Origin of the sequence: Thermofilum pendens Hrk 5 (genome assembly GCF_000015225.1) — an archaeon.
Lineage (GTDB): Archaea > Thermoproteota > Thermoprotei > Thermofilales > Thermofilaceae > Thermofilum > Thermofilum pendens.
Window position 1 is genome coordinate 687,477 of record NC_008698.1, and the last position, 16,040, is coordinate 703,516.

13 protein-coding genes are annotated in these 16,040 nt (G+C 62.1%); 9 read left to right on the top strand and 4 right to left on the bottom strand.

The genetic code is table 11. The features are described from left to right. Window positions 1-14: 14 nt before the first annotated feature. From TPEN_RS03830 to TPEN_RS03840, 3 genes are read right to left on the bottom strand one after another with little or no spacing between them, the layout of a single operon-like run. Entirely contained in the window at window positions 15-920 is a 906-nt protein-coding gene (locus tag TPEN_RS03830; RefSeq protein ID WP_011752406.1) for an RIO1 family regulatory kinase/ATPase domain-containing protein, read from the bottom strand. 38 nt (window positions 921-958) lie between these two features. Next, window positions 959-1,675 (bottom strand): metallophosphoesterase family protein, encoded by a 717-nt coding sequence (locus TPEN_RS03835; protein WP_011752407.1) that lies wholly within the window; start codon window positions 1,673-1,675, stop codon window positions 959-961. Then, window positions 1,672-2,166, bottom strand: a complete 495-nt coding sequence (locus TPEN_RS03840) for a class I SAM-dependent methyltransferase (RefSeq protein ID WP_052885116.1) — start codon at window positions 2,164-2,166, stop codon at window positions 1,672-1,674. The genes TPEN_RS03835 and TPEN_RS03840 overlap by 4 nt, the downstream gene beginning before the upstream one ends. A 187-nt stretch (window positions 2,167-2,353) precedes the next feature. Between TPEN_RS03840 and TPEN_RS03845 the strand changes: the two genes are divergently transcribed. From TPEN_RS03845 to TPEN_RS03885, 9 genes are all read left to right on the top strand, one after another. Then, window positions 2,354-7,483, top strand: a complete 5,130-nt coding sequence (locus TPEN_RS03845) for a carboxypeptidase-like regulatory domain-containing protein (protein ID WP_052885117.1) — start codon at window positions 2,354-2,356, stop codon at window positions 7,481-7,483. A 119-nt stretch (window positions 7,484-7,602) separates the two neighbouring features. Next, the gene (locus TPEN_RS03850; protein ID WP_011752410.1) at window positions 7,603-8,355 is read left to right on the top strand and encodes an AAA family ATPase; all 753 of its coding nucleotides are present in this window, start codon (window positions 7,603-7,605) and stop codon (window positions 8,353-8,355) included. After that, window positions 8,348-8,869, top strand: coding sequence for a KTI12 family protein (locus TPEN_RS03855; RefSeq protein WP_011752411.1), 522 nt, complete (start codon window positions 8,348-8,350; stop codon window positions 8,867-8,869). The genes TPEN_RS03850 and TPEN_RS03855 overlap by 8 nt, the downstream gene beginning before the upstream one ends. A gap of 63 nt (window positions 8,870-8,932) precedes the next feature. Continuing rightward, window positions 8,933-10,765, top strand: a complete 1,833-nt coding sequence (gene rqcH / locus TPEN_RS03860; protein WP_011752412.1) for a ribosome rescue protein RqcH — start codon at window positions 8,933-8,935, stop codon at window positions 10,763-10,765. After that, window positions 10,747-11,439, top strand: coding sequence for a hypothetical protein (locus TPEN_RS03865; protein WP_148677926.1), 693 nt, complete (start codon window positions 10,747-10,749; stop codon window positions 11,437-11,439). The genes rqcH and TPEN_RS03865 overlap by 19 nt, the downstream gene beginning before the upstream one ends. A 45-nt stretch (window positions 11,440-11,484) precedes the next feature. Further along, entirely contained in the window at window positions 11,485-12,063 is a 579-nt protein-coding gene (locus TPEN_RS03870) for a Mut7-C RNAse domain-containing protein (RefSeq protein WP_011752414.1), read from the top strand. Further along, window positions 12,044-12,685, top strand: coding sequence for a TIGR00296 family protein (locus tag TPEN_RS03875; RefSeq protein ID WP_011752415.1), 642 nt, complete (start codon window positions 12,044-12,046; stop codon window positions 12,683-12,685). The genes TPEN_RS03870 and TPEN_RS03875 overlap by 20 nt, the downstream gene beginning before the upstream one ends. Window positions 12,686-12,760: 75 nt before the next feature. Continuing rightward, window positions 12,761-13,573, top strand: coding sequence for a thioredoxin family protein (locus TPEN_RS03880; protein ID WP_011752416.1), 813 nt, complete (start codon window positions 12,761-12,763; stop codon window positions 13,571-13,573). A 73-nt stretch (window positions 13,574-13,646) separates the two neighbouring features. Further along, window positions 13,647-15,452 carry an ATP-dependent DNA ligase gene (locus tag TPEN_RS03885; protein WP_011752417.1) on the top strand — a complete coding sequence of 602 codons (1,806 nt, stop codon included), beginning with the start codon at window positions 13,647-13,649 and terminating at the stop codon, window positions 15,450-15,452. On the opposite strand, the gene TPEN_RS03890 is transcribed toward TPEN_RS03885, so the two are convergent. Next, window positions 15,449-16,018 (bottom strand): hypothetical protein, encoded by a 570-nt coding sequence (locus TPEN_RS03890; protein WP_011752418.1) that lies wholly within the window; start codon window positions 16,016-16,018, stop codon window positions 15,449-15,451. The genes TPEN_RS03885 and TPEN_RS03890 overlap by 4 nt on opposite strands. Between the last annotated feature and the right edge of the window lie 22 nt (window positions 16,019-16,040).

Here is a 16,040-nt window from a genome sequence, read left to right on the forward strand (position 1 = left end):
CGTGCCTTTTACCGCTAGGGAGCGGGCGCCCCGTGCTTGGCTAGCACGCTTTCTACTAGCCTCTTTGCGCGCTCGGCGGGGACTCCATACTTCCTGGAGAAGAACGAGGCGAGCCTTTCGAGGTCCCTCCTCAGGTAGAACCCCGCCGAGGGGTGGCTACTCGGGACCCACTGCGGCCAGTCTATGAGCACGGGCTTCTCGCCCTCCGCTACGAGGACGTTGTACTCGCTGAGGTCCCCGTGGACAACCCCCGCCTCGTAAGCCTTCCCCACCTCCCCGACCGCGGCGGCGAGGAAGCCCTCAGGGTCTCCCAGCTCGGGCAGGGTGTAGAGCTCGACACCCTCGACGTAGCCAGCTACAACGACATGCCTGTTCCAGTCCACGGGTTCGGGGACGGATACGCCGCCCTTCCAGAGAATCCTCAACGCCTCGAACTCGCTCTTTGCGGCTAGGCGCGCCTGGTAGAGCCACGAGACGTGCCTCTTGTCGGCGGCGTACCCCCTCACCCTTTTTGTCTTCCTGAAGCTCGTGCGGCCCGCCCTGTGGAACTTCACGGCGACAACCCTGCCGCCCGGAGTCTTCCCGAGGTACACCTCGCTCTCCTTGCCCTCCCCCTGGGGCGAGGTCGAAAGCTCGCTGAGAGTGCCCCTCTTCACGAGCACGTACAGGGCGAGCGCGTCGTACCCCCTCGTCGTCAGTATGTAACCCGTGAACGGCCCCCTGTACCGCTGGACGAGCCCTAGGCCGTTGAGCCTTTTAAGCCTCTCCGCCGCGTAGTCGGCGTCGAGCCCCGAGATAGAGGCTACGAGCTCAACGTCGACGTACTCGTGGTTAATCATACCCCTCTCCACGGCTACGAGCAACCGGTAATCGTCGAGCCTCAACACTTTGAGAGCTTCCACCGCGAACCTTACGCTCACAAAAGAAGCTCGCCGCGCGAATCTAAATCTTTACCGTCCTAGGGCCCGAGGAATGCTCCCAGCCCCGCCCTCCTGACCTCGATTATTACCGCGGACTTCACCGCGGGTAGGGAGACGTTGTAGACAGGGGTGGAGCCTATGTAGTCCCTGTGGACGACGCTCCTGTGGAGGTGCCCGTGGACTACGAGGTCAACCCCGGAGCCAGCGACTACGCCGGCGAGCCTAGCGGAGGACATCTCCTCCCAGAACCTCGGGTCCTCCCCCCTCAGCGTGCCGCACCTCGGCGGGTAGTGCGTGACGAGGATCTTCAGCGAGCCGGAGGGGTGCGAGAGGAGCTCCCGGACCCTCTCGAGCCTAGCCTCGTACACGCCCCGTATACCCGGGACGTTCCTCTCCTGCCACCTGGTAGGCCTGTCCAGGACGCCCGGGGTGCCGACGATCCTGACGCGGGTACCCCCGACCTCCACGTCGACAGCCTCGTCCTCGAGCCACACGACCTCCGTGCACTCCTCCCTGATCCTACCCCTAACCTCCTCGAAGTCCTCGTTCCCGAAGGTACCGTAGGCCGGCACCCCCGGGAGGAACCGCCTCAGAACGGCTTCAACCTGCCTGCAAGCCGCCCACTCCCCCCTCGCCACCACGTCCCCGGCGACGAGCACGAGCTCCACGCCTTCAAGCCTAAGCCTGCCGAGAGACTCCGCGAGCAACGAGACGTGCTTAGGCGCGTGTGTATCAGCGAACGCCAGAACCCTCATGTAGGCCCCCTCCTACGGTAGAAGTACACCGCGTCACCCGACGACTCCACGACGCCCTCGAGCACGAGCCACCCCGGCACCTCCAGCCCCCCGGGCAGCAACCTTTCCTTCACGCTCACAACGAGCACACCCTCCGCCTTCACGAGGCCCGCGAGGACGCCCAGAGCCCCCGGAGCCTCGTGCACAGCTGTCACACACGCAACGCCGTCGAATGCCAACTCCCTAAACGGGGGCAACTGCATGTCCGCCTGCACCGCGTCGCAGAAACACCTACGCCGCGCCCTAAAAACTTCCAGCATACCCCGGCTAGAGTCGAGGCACACGTAGTAGGAGCCCCCCAGGAACTCCGAGAGAATACCCGTACCACACCCAGCGTCCAGCACGACAGGCAACCCCTTAAGCGCCGACGACGCCGCCAAGTTCTTCTTGTACTGCTCAGCCCCGTAAAGCTCCTCGTACACAGGCGCAAGCTCGTCGTAGCCCAAGCTCACGGCGAGAATAAAGGAAAACCAACACATATTTCTGTCGCACGCGCGGAAACCCGGTGTTCCCGGAGGGGTATAGACTATGGGCTAAAAGGTATACGTTTACAGACGAGTTCTAAATCACAGAAAAAGTCGCCGATAAATACCCCGGGCCCCGCCAAAGCCCCGACCCCGAAAAGGGGGAAAGATGCATATGAGTAGGAAAACCCTATTAGGAATACTGGCAGTACTCGCAATACTAGCACTAGCCGCAAACACATATGCCTACCCGGTTAAGAGCGCATACAACATACTCCAGCTTCCCAACGGACAGCCCTTCGCGAACCAGCAGGTAATAATTGTCTACTTCAACGAGACCGGGAACTGTATACTTGCCTATGCTATAGGCACGACGGACTCCACCGGGAAGATAACACTCACAATCGCGCAGCCCGGCGGAGTGATAAACCAGCCGACTAGTGGTACATACAACATGTCCGTCTTCTGGCAGGCCTACGGTAGAACATTCCTGCTTTACACCACAGGAAGTGGTCAAAGTGGAAACACAGTCCTGGGGCTTTTGAATAGCACAATTACACTGAACTACATTTGGAACTTCACATTCCAAGCTGTAACCATGATTAACGGGCAAACGGTGCCTCTCTACTTCCAGGATCCTGAGGATGCTACGAGGGCGGACGTAGCATACTTCGAGGTATACCTCTACGGTAAGACGGGCGCGCCCATATTCACCTCTGTCGGCGACAGTCAAGGAAAGTCTCAGGGCTGGGTTCTAGTTCCTATCTACGAGGTTAACATCAAGCCGACGCTTTCTCCTCAGTGCTACCACATTGAGAAGCAGTGGAACGTCGCGCTGTACAAGGAGGTGTACTGGCTACTCGACCAGGGACAAGGACAGAAGTTAAAGGTGCTCGTTGGGAAGGAGAACGTCACCCTCAGCTACGACTCTGCTACTGACACCTTAACCGCGACTGTAAAGGACCTGGCAACAGGCACCACGTCCACCCAGACGTTCACGGATGCCGGCCATATAGGCACGCTTGTTGATAACGCGCACACGTTCCTTCTCCAGGTCGCTGTCAAGGATATATGCGGTAATTCGCTGAACAACTGGCAGAACCCACCGATAAGCATAGAGCTGACCTCGCCGAGCCTAGGCAAGCTCAGGGCAGGCAAAGCCAACCCGAGCGGAGTAGCGCCAGAGGAAGGCTATTCGTTTGGCGGTAGCGTCTACTTCTGGTTGCCGGACCTCACGCTGATCTACAAGGAGAAGATGGGCATCGCCGCCGAAATAGGCGGAATCCAGGTATTCTCCGAAGCATTTAACACGACAACGACGGGTAGCATTACCTACACTAAACCCGTATCCTTCACCCCGTTCACTCTAACCGGAAGCAACGGAGTATACACTGCTACGATAAAGGTAAGCATCGTACCAACAAAGATAACGATCAAGACGAGCGGCCTCATAGCCGTTCAGCCGCTCCAGGGCGCTATCGTGCAGATAAGCCCACTTGTCGGCGACCCCAACACCTACACCGACGCTAACGGAAACGTGGCCCTAATGCCGTTCCAGATAGTTGGAGGAGGAACTGTCGGCGACGGATCCGGGAAGCCGATAATCGTACGCTCGGGAGCGACGAACCCAGGCTACCTGCCCGTACCCTACGGGCTGTGGAGCACCGGTAAAGTCTTCACGTACACTGTCCGCGTGCTCTGGGCGCTACCCGGCACCGAGTACTACGTCGACGTAACGCCGGACGCTAACACAATAGAGCTCAACCTGACGAAGGCCATTGAAACCGGATGCACGGTGCAGAGCTTCGTGCTGTTCGCTAAGGTGTACGTGGTCAACATGAAGGCCGTTGACCTCTGCAACAGGCCGATAACGAGTGCAGACGACCCCAACGCGACGCTTATACTCACGTACACAACGCCGGACGGGCAGACAGTCCAGTTCCCCGCAGGGCTCGGTAGCAACGGTACAACGTTCGCTGCTTTCGTACCTGGAGGAAGCTTCGCCGTCAAGCTGTTCTTCAAGGGAGTCCTCCTGGACCCCGTCTCCGGTCCTAACCCGCTCGTAGTAAGCGGGAACATCGGTAACATCAGTAAGGCTACCTACACGTTCCCGATAGGCGACTTAACGCTGAGGATCACGCCGTGGGACGTCAAAGAGCCGCTAGTCAACGTATCCGTGCTCCTAGAGTACTTCAAGGCAGGCGCTAGGACCTATTATGAGAGCCATGTAACAGGCTGCGACGGCACGGTCACGTTCACCAAGGTGCCCTTCAAGGTCGCCGCGAACAGCAAGATAACCGTGACTATAACCACTAGGCCCGATACCCCGTACATACGCCACCCCAAGGACGACGGCCTCGTCATCGGTAAGTGGGACCTGACGAGCCTCCTCAACACTACAACGCCCGCGTGCAACGTAGGACCTATCGACGTGCCGACCTGGGTGTTCAGCTTCACTCTTGAGGCCGTAGACCACAACGGCAACGTGCTGAAAGAGCTCCCGACCAGTAACGGCACAGCCCCCGTTATAGTCGCCATAAACGACACCTACACGAAGAACGAGTACAACGTCACCCAGGTATGCCAGGCAGGGCCCGGCTGTCTCTGCTGGCCGCTCATAAACGTCAACTACCAGATATTCAACTCGACCAACTACCTCGGCACGCCGTGGGGCAACGGCATCTCCGAGGCAAGGTTCAAGATAACCGGTAGCCAGTGGATGAACAGCAACTACCCGCACCTCTTCATAGCCGGCGCGTACTACAACTTCATAGTCTGGTACGGCGGAGTAATGGTCTACAACTACAACTTCACGCTACCGGCGCCCAGCGAGCCGCTCGACTACAGCAAGGTCGTAACGACGGTGGTACTCTTCAACGAGACGACGGGCGCGACGAGGACCGTTGAGACGGACAAGCTCGACTACACCTGGGTACTCGCGAATGGCGGCGCCGTCGAGCACCCGATAGCCAGGCTCTACGGAGCACCCGCGTGGAGCGGTAGGTACAGCGTCAAGCTCCAGCTGGTAACCTGGGTAGTCAACCTCGACGTCTACGCGCTCAGCAAGATAGGCGCGGGCCTCATACCTGGCCTCAACGTAACCCTCGCTAGGAACGACACCGTCAACTGGAAGAAGCTCGTAGGGAACTATACCGCTATAACGAAGCCCACGATAACTCTGGGCGCTGTAGCGTGGAGCGCCGTCACCGGTAGCGACGGCAAGGCATCGCTACCCGTCGCGATCTGGCAGCCCAAGCTCAAGCTCGCTAATGTGAAGTTCGGAGCCAGCATAACCAACGTCACGGTGCTGGCCGGCAAGAAGTATGGGACGCCCAACGTTCCAGACACGCCGACCGCGGGCTCGCTCACTGTAGGCAATGTCAACTTAGGCACCCTCTACGGCTACATAGTAGGACCCTACAACGTTACCACGAACGCTATATTCAACGACGTGAGCCAGAGCCCCGACTGGTACAAGTTCTACGGCGGGACCTGGAACAAGTTCCGCGGACCGCAGGCGTGGATCGGCGCCAACTGGAACATGACGCTGTGGAGCGGCGCGGCTAAGGTCGTCTACACCGCCGCCATGGAGGGCTTCTGTGTCAGCGTGACAGGCCCAGACTTCAGGGACAACCTCGTGCCGCTCGCCAACCAGCCCGTAACGGTGACCGTCCTCGGTGCCTCGGGTGCCTCCGCGGCTTTCGCCTCCGCGGCTACCGGTAGCGACGGAACGGTGACTATTAGCCCCGACAAGGGCGCCGCCGTAGCGACGCCCGTTGGTAGCCTGCCGGTGTTCACAGGCAAGGTAGCCTTCCTCGGCGTTACAGGCCTCAAGTACACTCTGTCCACGAAGCTCAACCTCGACGACGCGCTCGGCCTCAAGAACTACGGTATAACCACGGGCCAGGCGTTCGACCCAGACACGTTGTCGACGACTGTTAGCTTCAACGTTACCAACAACATGCCCGGCGGTACGTGCGTGGCGCTGAAGTGGGACGCCATAAAGGTGACGGTCTTCGACTGGAGCGGTAAGCCTCTGAAGAACATGATGGTAGCCGCCATACTCAGGGAGCCCAGGGCCAAGGCTATTCCGAGCACTGCCGGCTTCACCGCGGAGAACGGTAGCGTGATACTCTACGTGCCGCCAGGCACGCAGAAGTACCAGCTCATCGTCTACTGGCGCGACAGCTACCTGCTGAGGGTTGCCGGCAAGATTCCGAGGGAGATAGCGATATTCGACACCGTCACCGACTACGATACTCCGAGAACCTACGCGCCCGGTAGCGGCACGACGCTCGAAACCTTCGTCTACGTCGGCATAATAATGCTCAGGAACGCGCAGGGCCAGGCCCTGTCGCCCGACATACTCAGCAAGATAACGGTCGAGATACAGTGGCCAGACCTCGTAGTGACCACTCACAAGCCCGAGAACGACGGTAGAGTACCCATAATACTCAACAAGGACACCGCTAAGAGCTGGCCGCTCGACGCCAGCGCCGCGAGGAGCCCAGACACGCCTGCCTCCACGATCAGCCAGGCGCCTCTCGGAGCCTACAAGGTAACCGTTAACCTCGCCGGCGTAGGGACACTCGCCGTGCAGACCATCAAGATCGAGAAAGGCAGGTTCGAGACCAGCACGCAGATATTCGAGGTTAGGCTCGACATCTTCGACGTCAAGCTGACGTTCACCTCGCCGTTCGGCACGCCGCTCGCCGGAGCAACTGTCACCATAACCAAGCCCGACGGTACAAGCATCACCGACAGCCTCGACAGCTCTGGTAGCATAACCGTCAAGGAGGTGCCTCCGGGCAACCTCCAGTACACAGTGAAGGACTGGAAGGGCATAGCGATAGGCTACTCCGGTAGCGTTGCGCGCGCCCCAGCCGTGGGCATTACCGTGCCGAAGATCGGCAAGCTGACGGTCAAGGTGCTCGGAGCCAGGGGCCAGGGCATCGAAGGTGCCACCGTCGCCATCGAGAATGTCGGCACCTTCACGACCGACGCTAGCGGCATAGTAAGCCTCGAGCTACCCAGCGGCACCTACGCGGTAACGGCGAGCAAGGGCGGGAGGACTGCGAGCGCCACCGCCACCGTGAGTGACGGCAAGGAGACCGTCACCGAGCTGAAGCTCGACATCTTCCTCACCATCGCCGGCTGGGAGATGAGCAGCAGCGAGTTCCTCGGACTCATACTGCTCGTAGTGCTCCTCGTCCTAGTGCTCTTCATAATCGCCCACGAGTACGCTGTCTACAGGCGCCGCCGCCTCGCCAAGGTAATCGCTCCGGCAGAAACGCAGGCAAAGTAAACCTTTCCGAGACAAACTAAAAATTATTTTTTTTTTTCTTTTTTGTTTTGTTTCTGTTTTACTTTTCCTGAGCTTCCGCGAAGGGAAAAGCTATAAGGCTCTCCCCCGGCTTCTAGCCCGTGGAGGAGGTGCTTGCCTACCTGCTCGGAGTGGGGGTTCCGCGCGTCTCCAGGCCTGCGCGGCGGGTCTACGAGGAGTCGGCTAGAATCAGTACTGGTGTTCGTAGTCTTGATGATTTGCTTGAGGGTGGTATTGAGGTTGGTAGTATTACTGAGTTTATCGGGGAGTTTGGTGCTGGTAAGACTCAGATATGCCACCAGCTAAGCGTGATGGTTCAGCTGCCGAAGGATAAGGGAGGGCTCAACGCCAGGGCATTGTACGTGGACACAGAGGGGACGTTCAGGCCCGAGAGAATAGTACAGATAGCCAGGGCCAGAGGCCTAGACCCAGAAAAAACACTAGAAAACATAATATACGCGAGAGCGTACAGCCTAGGGGGCCTCGAGGAGCTTCTATCGAAGGCTCTCGCCGAGGTTGTGAAGGGCGACGTGGGGCTCGTGGTGCTGGACGAGGCTACGCGCTTGGTGAGGGCTTCGGGGCTCGGCGCGGGGGAGAGGGCCCGCGCGTACGCGGCTATTGTCTCCTCGCTCGAAGCCGTGGCGGAGGCTGGGTCGGCGGTCGTAGTTGCGAGGCAGGTGGTGTTCGGGGACGGCGTTAGGCCAGCGGGGGGCGCGGCGCTCGACGGCTACGCCCACCTCAGCGTCTTCCTCTCGAAGAGGGGGTCGGCCCGTGAGGCGCGCGTGCTGAGTAGCCCTTGGAGGGGCGGCGTCGCCCTCTTCGCGGTTTCGGAGGAGGGGGTCGTGGATGTCTAGCCTTCTCCGCCTGTTGCCGAGGGGCTTCTCGCTCGAGGTGTCGGGGCCCCCGGGGTCAGGTAGGAGGCTCTTCGTCGCCAAGCTCGTTGAGTACGTCGTGGAGAGGGGAGGAAGCGTTCTCTACGTGGACCTCGCCGGGACCCAGTACAGGCTCTGCAGGTCGGGTAGCGGGCTCTGCTCCTCGGAGCGCGTCACGTTCACTAGGCCAGGCGACCCCGCGGAGGCCGCCCTCCTCTCCTTCGTGGACGACGACCTCGTAGTCCTGGACAGCGTGCCCAGGCTCTTCTTCGGCTTCCAGGCCGGCTACCGCGAGAGGTGGGGCTACGTTTCCTCTGCGCTGCTGGGAGGGCTCCGGAGGGCCTCCAGGGGGCTCGGCTTCGTCGTGGTGAACTACCGGTCAGGCGAGAAGAGCTTCGGAGAGAGGGTCTTCGCGAGCTACTTCACGCACCGCGTAGCGCTGGAGGCAGGGGGGAAGGCCAGGCTCGTATACCCGTACGAGACCCCGATAGCCTGAGGAACGCCGCGCGGCGCCCAGGTGCGCTACCCTTATATCTCTCGCGCGCGGAGTTTTCCAGCAATGTCTCGTGGCGCGGGTAGTTCGAGGAAGGTCAGCGTCCTAGACCTGGCTAAGATGTGGAGGCTCCTGGCGGGCTTCGAGGGCGAGAGGGTTTCGCGGGTCGCGCAGAGCGGCGACGTCTTCCTTTTAAGGTTTAGGCGCGGCGCCCTGGTCTTCTCCGCGGCTAGGGGGGTCGCCCCGTGCGTGGAGGAGTGCACCCTCCCGGGTAGCTGGGAGAAGCCGAGGTGGGCGGGGGAGGTCGAGGGTAGGCGCGTGGAGGCAGTTGAGCAGGTGTCGGGCGACAGGGTCGTAGCCTTCGAGCTCGGCCCGCGGAGGCTGGTCTTGGAGTGGGTGCGCGAGGGCAACCTCTTGTTGCTGGACGGCGGGGGAAGGATCCTCCGTGCTCTGAGGCAGAGGGAGATGAGGGACAGGGCGCTGAAGCCGGGGCACCAGTACGTCCCCCCGCCGAGGGTAGGCGACGCCTTCTCGGACGACCCGGGCTACCTCTACGCCAAGCTGGGGGAGTATTCGGGGCGCGCGGCCGTTACTGCAGTCTCTCTCGTCGCATCGCTCCCGGCGGAGCTCGTGTACGAGGCTATGTACCGCCTAGGGCTCGACCCGTCCGCGAAGGCCCGGGCCCTCGGCGAGGACGCGTTCAGGCGGGTCCTCTCGAAGAGCGTGGAGATATTCGAGGAGGCCCTCGCGGACCCGGACAGGGGCTTCAGGGTCTCCGGGGAGGTCTACGCGTTCAATCCGGAGCACCTGGGCGCGGGCGCCGAGGAGGTGTCCTTCGCCAGGGAGTTCCCGGCGTACGTGCTCGGCCTAATCAAGCGGGACCTCCAGCCCGAGGAGGGAGCCGGGGCGCAGGAGGCCATCAGGAGGGCTGTCGAGGAGCTTTCCAGGAAGGCGGAGCTCCTGTCGAGGCACTCGGCAACCGTGGACGAGGTTCTGGCGGCGTACAGGGGGCTCGTCGCGTCGAGGCTCCAGTGGAGCCTGGTGGAGGCGCGCCTCAAGGAGGCCTACCCGATCGTCAAGTCCGTGGACCCGGCGCGGTCCAGGCTCGTCTTGGAGCTGGAGGGCGTGGAGGTAGAGGTCGACGCGTCCAGGAGCGCCCTCTCGAACGCCGCGAGCTACTTCGAGAAGGCGAAGTCGGCGAAGAGGAAGCTCGCAGAGGCCTCCGCGGCGGTTGAGCGGAGCGCCGAGCCGGCGCCGGCGAGGCCCGCCAAGCCGGCGGCGTGGTACGCGCAGTTCCGCTTCTTCTTCACCTCCAACGGCTTCCTCGTAGTCGCGGGGAGGTCTGCTGGGCAGAACGAGTTGCTCGTGCGCAGGTACATGGAGCCCGGGGACATATTCCTCCACGCCGACATCCACGGGGCGGCGGCCGTCGTGCTCAAGACCGGCGGAAAGCAGCCCGGGGAGGCAGACATAGCCGAGGCGGCCCAGTTCGCCGCGTGCTTCTCCAGTGCGTGGAAGGGCGGGCTCTACGCGGTCGACGTCTTCTGGGTCCCCGCGGAGCAGGTGTCGAAGAAGCCGCCGAGCGGCGAGTACCTGGCGAAGGGTAGCTTCATGGTCTACGGGAAGAAGAACTACGTGAGGGGGGTGAAGCTGGAGCTCCTCGTGGGGCTGTGCCCGGGCGGCGAGCTCTGCGTCCTCCCGGCGCTGGCGAACCCCCGCGGGGGGTGCTTCCTGAAGGTAACCCCGGGCGTGTACAGGAAGGACCTGGCGGCCAGGAAGATAGCGGAGTTCGTCAGGAGGGAGTGCGGCGCGAAGGTCGGCGAAGACGAGGTCGCCAGGCTCCTCCCGGACGGGGGGTTCCACCTGGAGAGGTGGCGTCCGTGGCCGGGGAGTACCTAGAGGCGGTGGCGAGCTTCGCCTCTCTCGAGGAGCTCGTGAGGCGGGCTGCGGGCGGCGTGAGTCTCGTCGTCTCGCTAGACGGGAGGTTGCTCCCGCTAGCATCCCTGCTCGGGCGGAGCACCGGTGGGACGCCCGTAGTCCTAACGGCGGCGAGGCCCGGGGTCGAGAGGGCCCTCAGGGAGGCGGCGCGTGGGAGGTACCTGGTTGTGAGGGGCGAGATGCTCGCCGCAACTCCTAGGAGCGTGTTCGTGTACCTGGCCCGCAGGGGGCTCGTGGAGCCCTCCCTCGCGGTGGCCGAGGTAGCCGCGGCGGGGGCGCCCTCGGTGGCGCCGAACACCTCCGTCAAGAAGGCCGTCTCGCTCCTCGAGGAGAGCGGGGCCATAGCGGTGGGAGTGAGGTCTAGGGGCCGAATATCGAAGGTGCTCACCGTCGTCGACTTCGCGGGGTACGCCCTTGAGGCGGGGCTCTCGAGGAGGGATCTCCTCCTCGACCCGACGCCCGTGTCAAGGGTCGACCCCGTAGTGGTCGGCGACCCGGCGGACCTGAGGTCGGGCTTCCTGGACGGCGTCTCGCGGTACTCGATGGCTGTAGTAGAGCTTGGATGCGAGGTCCTGGTGGACGAGTCCTCTCTGAGAAAGTACCTCGCTGCCAGGGTTGTAACCGGCCGGAAGTAGGCTTTTCGGGCCGGGTTTTTGCCGGGCGCCGCGTTTTCTACGCCCGTGGCTTTTCCCGGGCTTCGCCCCGTCGCCGCTACGGCAAAGTTTTTCCGCACCGACGCCGCTACACCCGGGGGGTGTACGCTGGAGTACAGGGAGGTAGTCGCCGACGGCATGCTCGGGAAGCTCGCGAAGTGGCTCAGGATCCTCGGGGTCAGGGCTCTCTACGTGCGCGGCGCCCCGGACTCCGACGTGGAGGAGCTTCTCTCGAGGCTCGAGGACCCCGTTTTCCTCACGAGGGATAGGGCGCTCTACGCGCGGCTAGCCTCGAAGGGGTTCAAGGCTGTACTTGTCCCGGAGGCCCCGGCGGAGGCCCAGCTCGCGTTCGTCCTTCCGCGGCTTGGGGTCGAGCCAGTCCTAGACATGTCGAGGACCCTTTGCCCCCTCTGCGGTTCAAGCCTTAAGCGGGTGGACGTGCGGGAGGTCGAGGGACTGGTGCCCGAGGGCGTGCTGTCCGCCTACGACGAGTTCTACCGCTGCACGGGGTGTGGACAAGTTTATTGGCGGGGCACGCATTTCTACGAAATGAAGAGAAAGCTCGAGAAGGTGTGGTGGCTGATCCATGGGAAGGTTGTCTGCTGAGGAGGGAGCTCTCCTCGTTCGGCTCGCTAGGAGGGCTGTCGAGGAGTACCTGGAGAACGCCAGGGTGATAGAGCCTCCCAGGGACACCCCGCCGTCCCTGCGCGAGAAGAGCGGCGTGTTCGTGACGATAGAGAAGATACTCGTAGACCCCCTCGCGCGCAGGGCGAGGAGGGAGCTGAGGGGGTGCATAGGCTACCCGGAGCCAGTGCTACCCCTAGCGGAGGCGACGATCCACGCGGCTATAGCGGCCGCGACCGAGGACCCGCGCTTCCCGCCCATGACCCCCAGGGAGCTCGACACCGTGGTATTCGAGGTAAGCGTTTTAACCAAGCCGGAGCCCGTCGACTACAGGTCTCCCGAGGAGCTGCCCGACAAGATAAAGGTCGGCAGGGACGGCTTGATAGTGGAGTACGGGGCTGCCCGCGGCCTCCTGCTACCGCAGGTCGCGGTGGACGAGGGGTGGGACCCGGAGGAGTTCCTGAGCTACGCCTGCCTGAAGGCGGGGCTGAGGGACGACGCGTGGAGGCATGGCGGCTTGAAGGTCTACCGCTTCCAGGCCCAGATATTCGTGGAGACAACGCCTAAGGGGGACGTCGTGGAGCGCTTCCTCGAGGTAGTCTAGGAGCCCGGGTATACCGAATCGATAAGTTAATTATGTTCTTTGCTCTTTGTAGTAGCGAGGAAGTGGTGGGGGCTTTTGCCTAGGGAGGTCTTGCTCTTCATCTGCAGGGACGAGGCCTCGAAGAGCTTGATAAATGCTTTCAACAGCGAGCTCAGCGAGCTACCGAAGCCCGAGAGGCCCAAGCTCAAGGTAAAGCTCTTCAAGCTGAAAGACCCATCCAACTTCAAGAGCTACCTCGAGCAGCTAGAAGAGCTATACGGAGGAGTGTACACGCGGGAAGTAAAGGAGTACGGGATACAGAGCCTACCCGCCGTGGTCGTAGACGGCGAGAAAGTCCTGGAAGGCAGGTACCCCTCCAGGGAGGAGATAAGGAGGATACTCGGACTGCCGCCGAGGCCAGCTCCACGCGAAGAGCGACCCGCGCCCATCATTGCCCCGGAGGTCAAGGCTCCCGCAGTAGCGGCCCCTCCACCGGAGCGCCGGGAGCCCCCCAAACCCACGCGCGTACCGGAGCCGATAGAGATACCGGTAGAGCTCGAGGAGCCCGAGCTGGAGGAGCATAAGCCTCCGCCGGTACCCGAGGAGAAGCCTAGGGAGCAGCCCCCCAGGGAGGCACCAAGACCGGTGCAGCAGGCGCCCAGGCTACCCCCTCCCCCGCCGGCGCCGAAGCCGGAAGCCGTGCCAGCGAGGCCGCCGGTAGCCCAGCCGCCCAGACGCGAGCCGGCCCAACAGGTGCCTGCGCCTCCAAAGCCGGTAGCCACGGAGGACCTCAGGGGGACCTGCTTCACGTGCCTCTTCTTCGACAAGGAGCGCTCCAGGTGCAAATTGCTGCACATGACGGTGCAGGATCCCTACAACCCGCCGTGCGGGAGGAGGCGCCCGAGGTAGCTTCCCCGGGAAGCTCGTACCGCGCGTATACTCTTATAAGCGTGTGTTGCGCCTATAAGGGTTGGTGGAGTGTATGGGCGCGGCGGGAGACCTTCCCTACTCGGTCTTAGCGGATTTCTACGAGAGGATAGAGTCCACGTCTAGCCGCCTGGCGATGACAGACTACCTGGTGGCGCTCTTCAAGAAGACCCCGCCCGAGGTAATAGACAAGGTTGTATATCTGACTCAGGGCCAGCTGAGGCCCGACTACGAGGGCGTCGAGCTGGGGGTCGCTGAGAAGCTCGCCCTGAGGGCTCTCGCTAAGGCTTCGGGCAGGCACCTGAAGGACGTGGAGGATCTATACAAGAAGACGGGCGACATAGGAGCGGTGGCCGAGAAGCTTCTCACCGCCCCGGGCGGCGGGCTTCTGGAGTTCTTCGGGACCCCTGTCCAGAAGAAGGAGCTGACGGTCTCTCAGGTGTACAGCGCGCTCATGAAGATAGCCCAGGCGTCCGGTGAGGGCGCCCAGGAGACCAAGGTCAACACGCTCGTAGCCTTGCTTCAGGACGCTAAGCCGAAGGAAGCCCGCTACATCCTGAGGACTGTGCTTGGGAGGCTCCGCCTCGGCATAGCCGACATGACGATACTCGACGCGCTCGCAGCGGCTTTCGCGGGCTCTAAGGCTGCGAGGGACGTAATCGAGAGGGCTTACACGAAGCACCCGGACCTCGGCTACATCGCGAAGTTGCTGGCCACGAAGGGCCTCGACGCCGTGGCGTCGCTGAAGATAGAGGTGGGGATCCCGGTTCTCCCAATGCTGGCCGAGAGGCTGAGCGACCCCGCGGAGATACTCGAGAAGCTGGGCGGGAAGTGCCTCGCGGAGTACAAGTACGACGGGGAGAGGGTTCAGGCTCACAAGAGCGGGGACAAGGTCCTGCTGTTCAGCAGGAGGCTGGAGAACATCACCCACCACTACCCGGACGTCGTGGAGTACGTGAAGAGGCTGAAGGTGCGCGAGGCGATAGTGGAGGGGGAGATAGTCGCCTACAACCCGGACACCGGAGAGATGCTCCCATTCCAGGAGCTCATGCACAGGAGGCGTAAGTACGACGTGGAGAAAGCGATGAAGGAGTACCCGGTGAGGGTCTACCTCTTCGACGTGATATACATGGACGGCGAGGAGCTGATCGAGAAGCCGCTGGACCAGAGGAGGCTCATCCTCGAGAAGATAGTCCCGGAGGGCGACGAGGACATCCTGCTGAGCACGGCGAAGGTCGTCGGCGACGCGAAGGACCTGCTACACTTCTTCGAGCAGGCGATAAGCGAGGGCTGCGAGGGGGTTATGTGCAAGTCGATAGGCCCCGGCAGCATATACCAGATGGGCGCCAGGGGCTGGCTGTGGATAAAGTTCAAGAGGGACTACAGGATGGAGATGACCGACACCGTCGACCTCGTCGTGGTGGGCGGCTTCCACGGCAGGGGCAAGCGTGCGGGCACATACGGCGCGCTCCTCATGGCCGCCTATGACCCGGAGACGGATACCTTCAAGACCGTCTGCAAGGTAGGCACCGGCTTCACGGACGAGGATCTCGCGAAGCTCCCGGAGCTCCTCGACCCCTACAAGATACCGCACAGGCACCCCAGGGTTTTCTCCAAGATAGAGGCGGACGTCTGGTTCGTGCCGGCGGTCGTGCTCGAAATCATAGGCGCCGAGATCACGCTCAGCCCGCTCCACACGTGTGCTCTCAACAAGCTGGAGGAGGGCGCGGGGCTGGCTATACGCTTCCCGAGGTTCACTGGGAGGTATAGGTTCGACAAGAAGCCGGAGCAGGCAACCACTGAGAGCGAGCTCATCGAGATGTACAAGTCTCAGAAGAAGACCGCCCTGCAGCAGTCCTAACTGCGCTGAATCATCTTGTTCAGAGTCCACCTCAGCGCGCTCTTTATCTCCCTCACCCTCTCCTTGTCGCCGTAGTTCTCTATGACCACCCTTTTCAGCACGCCCCCCTCCTCCTCTATGCGGTAGTCGAACACCTCGTCGGGGCTTTTCTCGCCGCGCGCAACGAGGTCCTCGTCCTGCCTCTTGAACCCTTCGAGGAGCTTTTTTACGAAGAAGCTCTGAAACGGCGACGTACCGGAGCTCAAAGGCTTCAGGAAGACTATCTCGACCCTACTAGGGTAGACGAGAACCCTCGCGAGGTGCTCTCCGCTAGCCGTAGCCGTAACCAGGGACTCCTCTGTGGGCTTTTCCTCGACGGTGTGCCTCGCCACGGCCTGCCTGGCTTCAGCCGCCTCGGGTTGCCGGGCAGCTACGAGCTCCGAGGCCTTCACGAAGCTAGCGGAGCTCAGCGCCTCGTCTACGAGCTTCAGCATGGATTCTATAAGCCTCTCCTCTCTTCTCAGCTCCTCGAGCCTCTTCTCGAGGTACGATTTAACTTCTGCAAGCTCCTTCGCCGAATCCGCCACGATTGCTCACACAAGACATTTA

Excerpts from the sequence above, each read along its gene's own strand:
- TPEN_RS03835 (WP_011752407.1), bottom strand. The coding sequence starts at position 1,675 with ATGAGGGTTCTGGCGTTCGCTGATACACACGCGCCTAAGCACGTCTCG.
- TPEN_RS03845 (WP_052885117.1), top strand. The coding sequence starts at position 2,354 with ATGAGTAGGAAAACCCTATTAGGAATACTGGCAGTACTCGCAATACTA.
- TPEN_RS03855 (WP_011752411.1), top strand. The coding sequence starts at position 8,348 with ATGTCTAGCCTTCTCCGCCTGTTGCCGAGGGGCTTCTCGCTCGAGGTG.
- rqcH (WP_011752412.1), top strand. The coding sequence starts at position 8,933 with ATGTCTCGTGGCGCGGGTAGTTCGAGGAAGGTCAGCGTCCTAGACCTG.
- TPEN_RS03875 (WP_011752415.1), top strand. The coding sequence starts at position 12,044 with ATGGGAAGGTTGTCTGCTGAGGAGGGAGCTCTCCTCGTTCGGCTCGCT.
- TPEN_RS03885 (WP_011752417.1), top strand. The coding sequence starts at position 13,647 with ATGGGCGCGGCGGGAGACCTTCCCTACTCGGTCTTAGCGGATTTCTAC.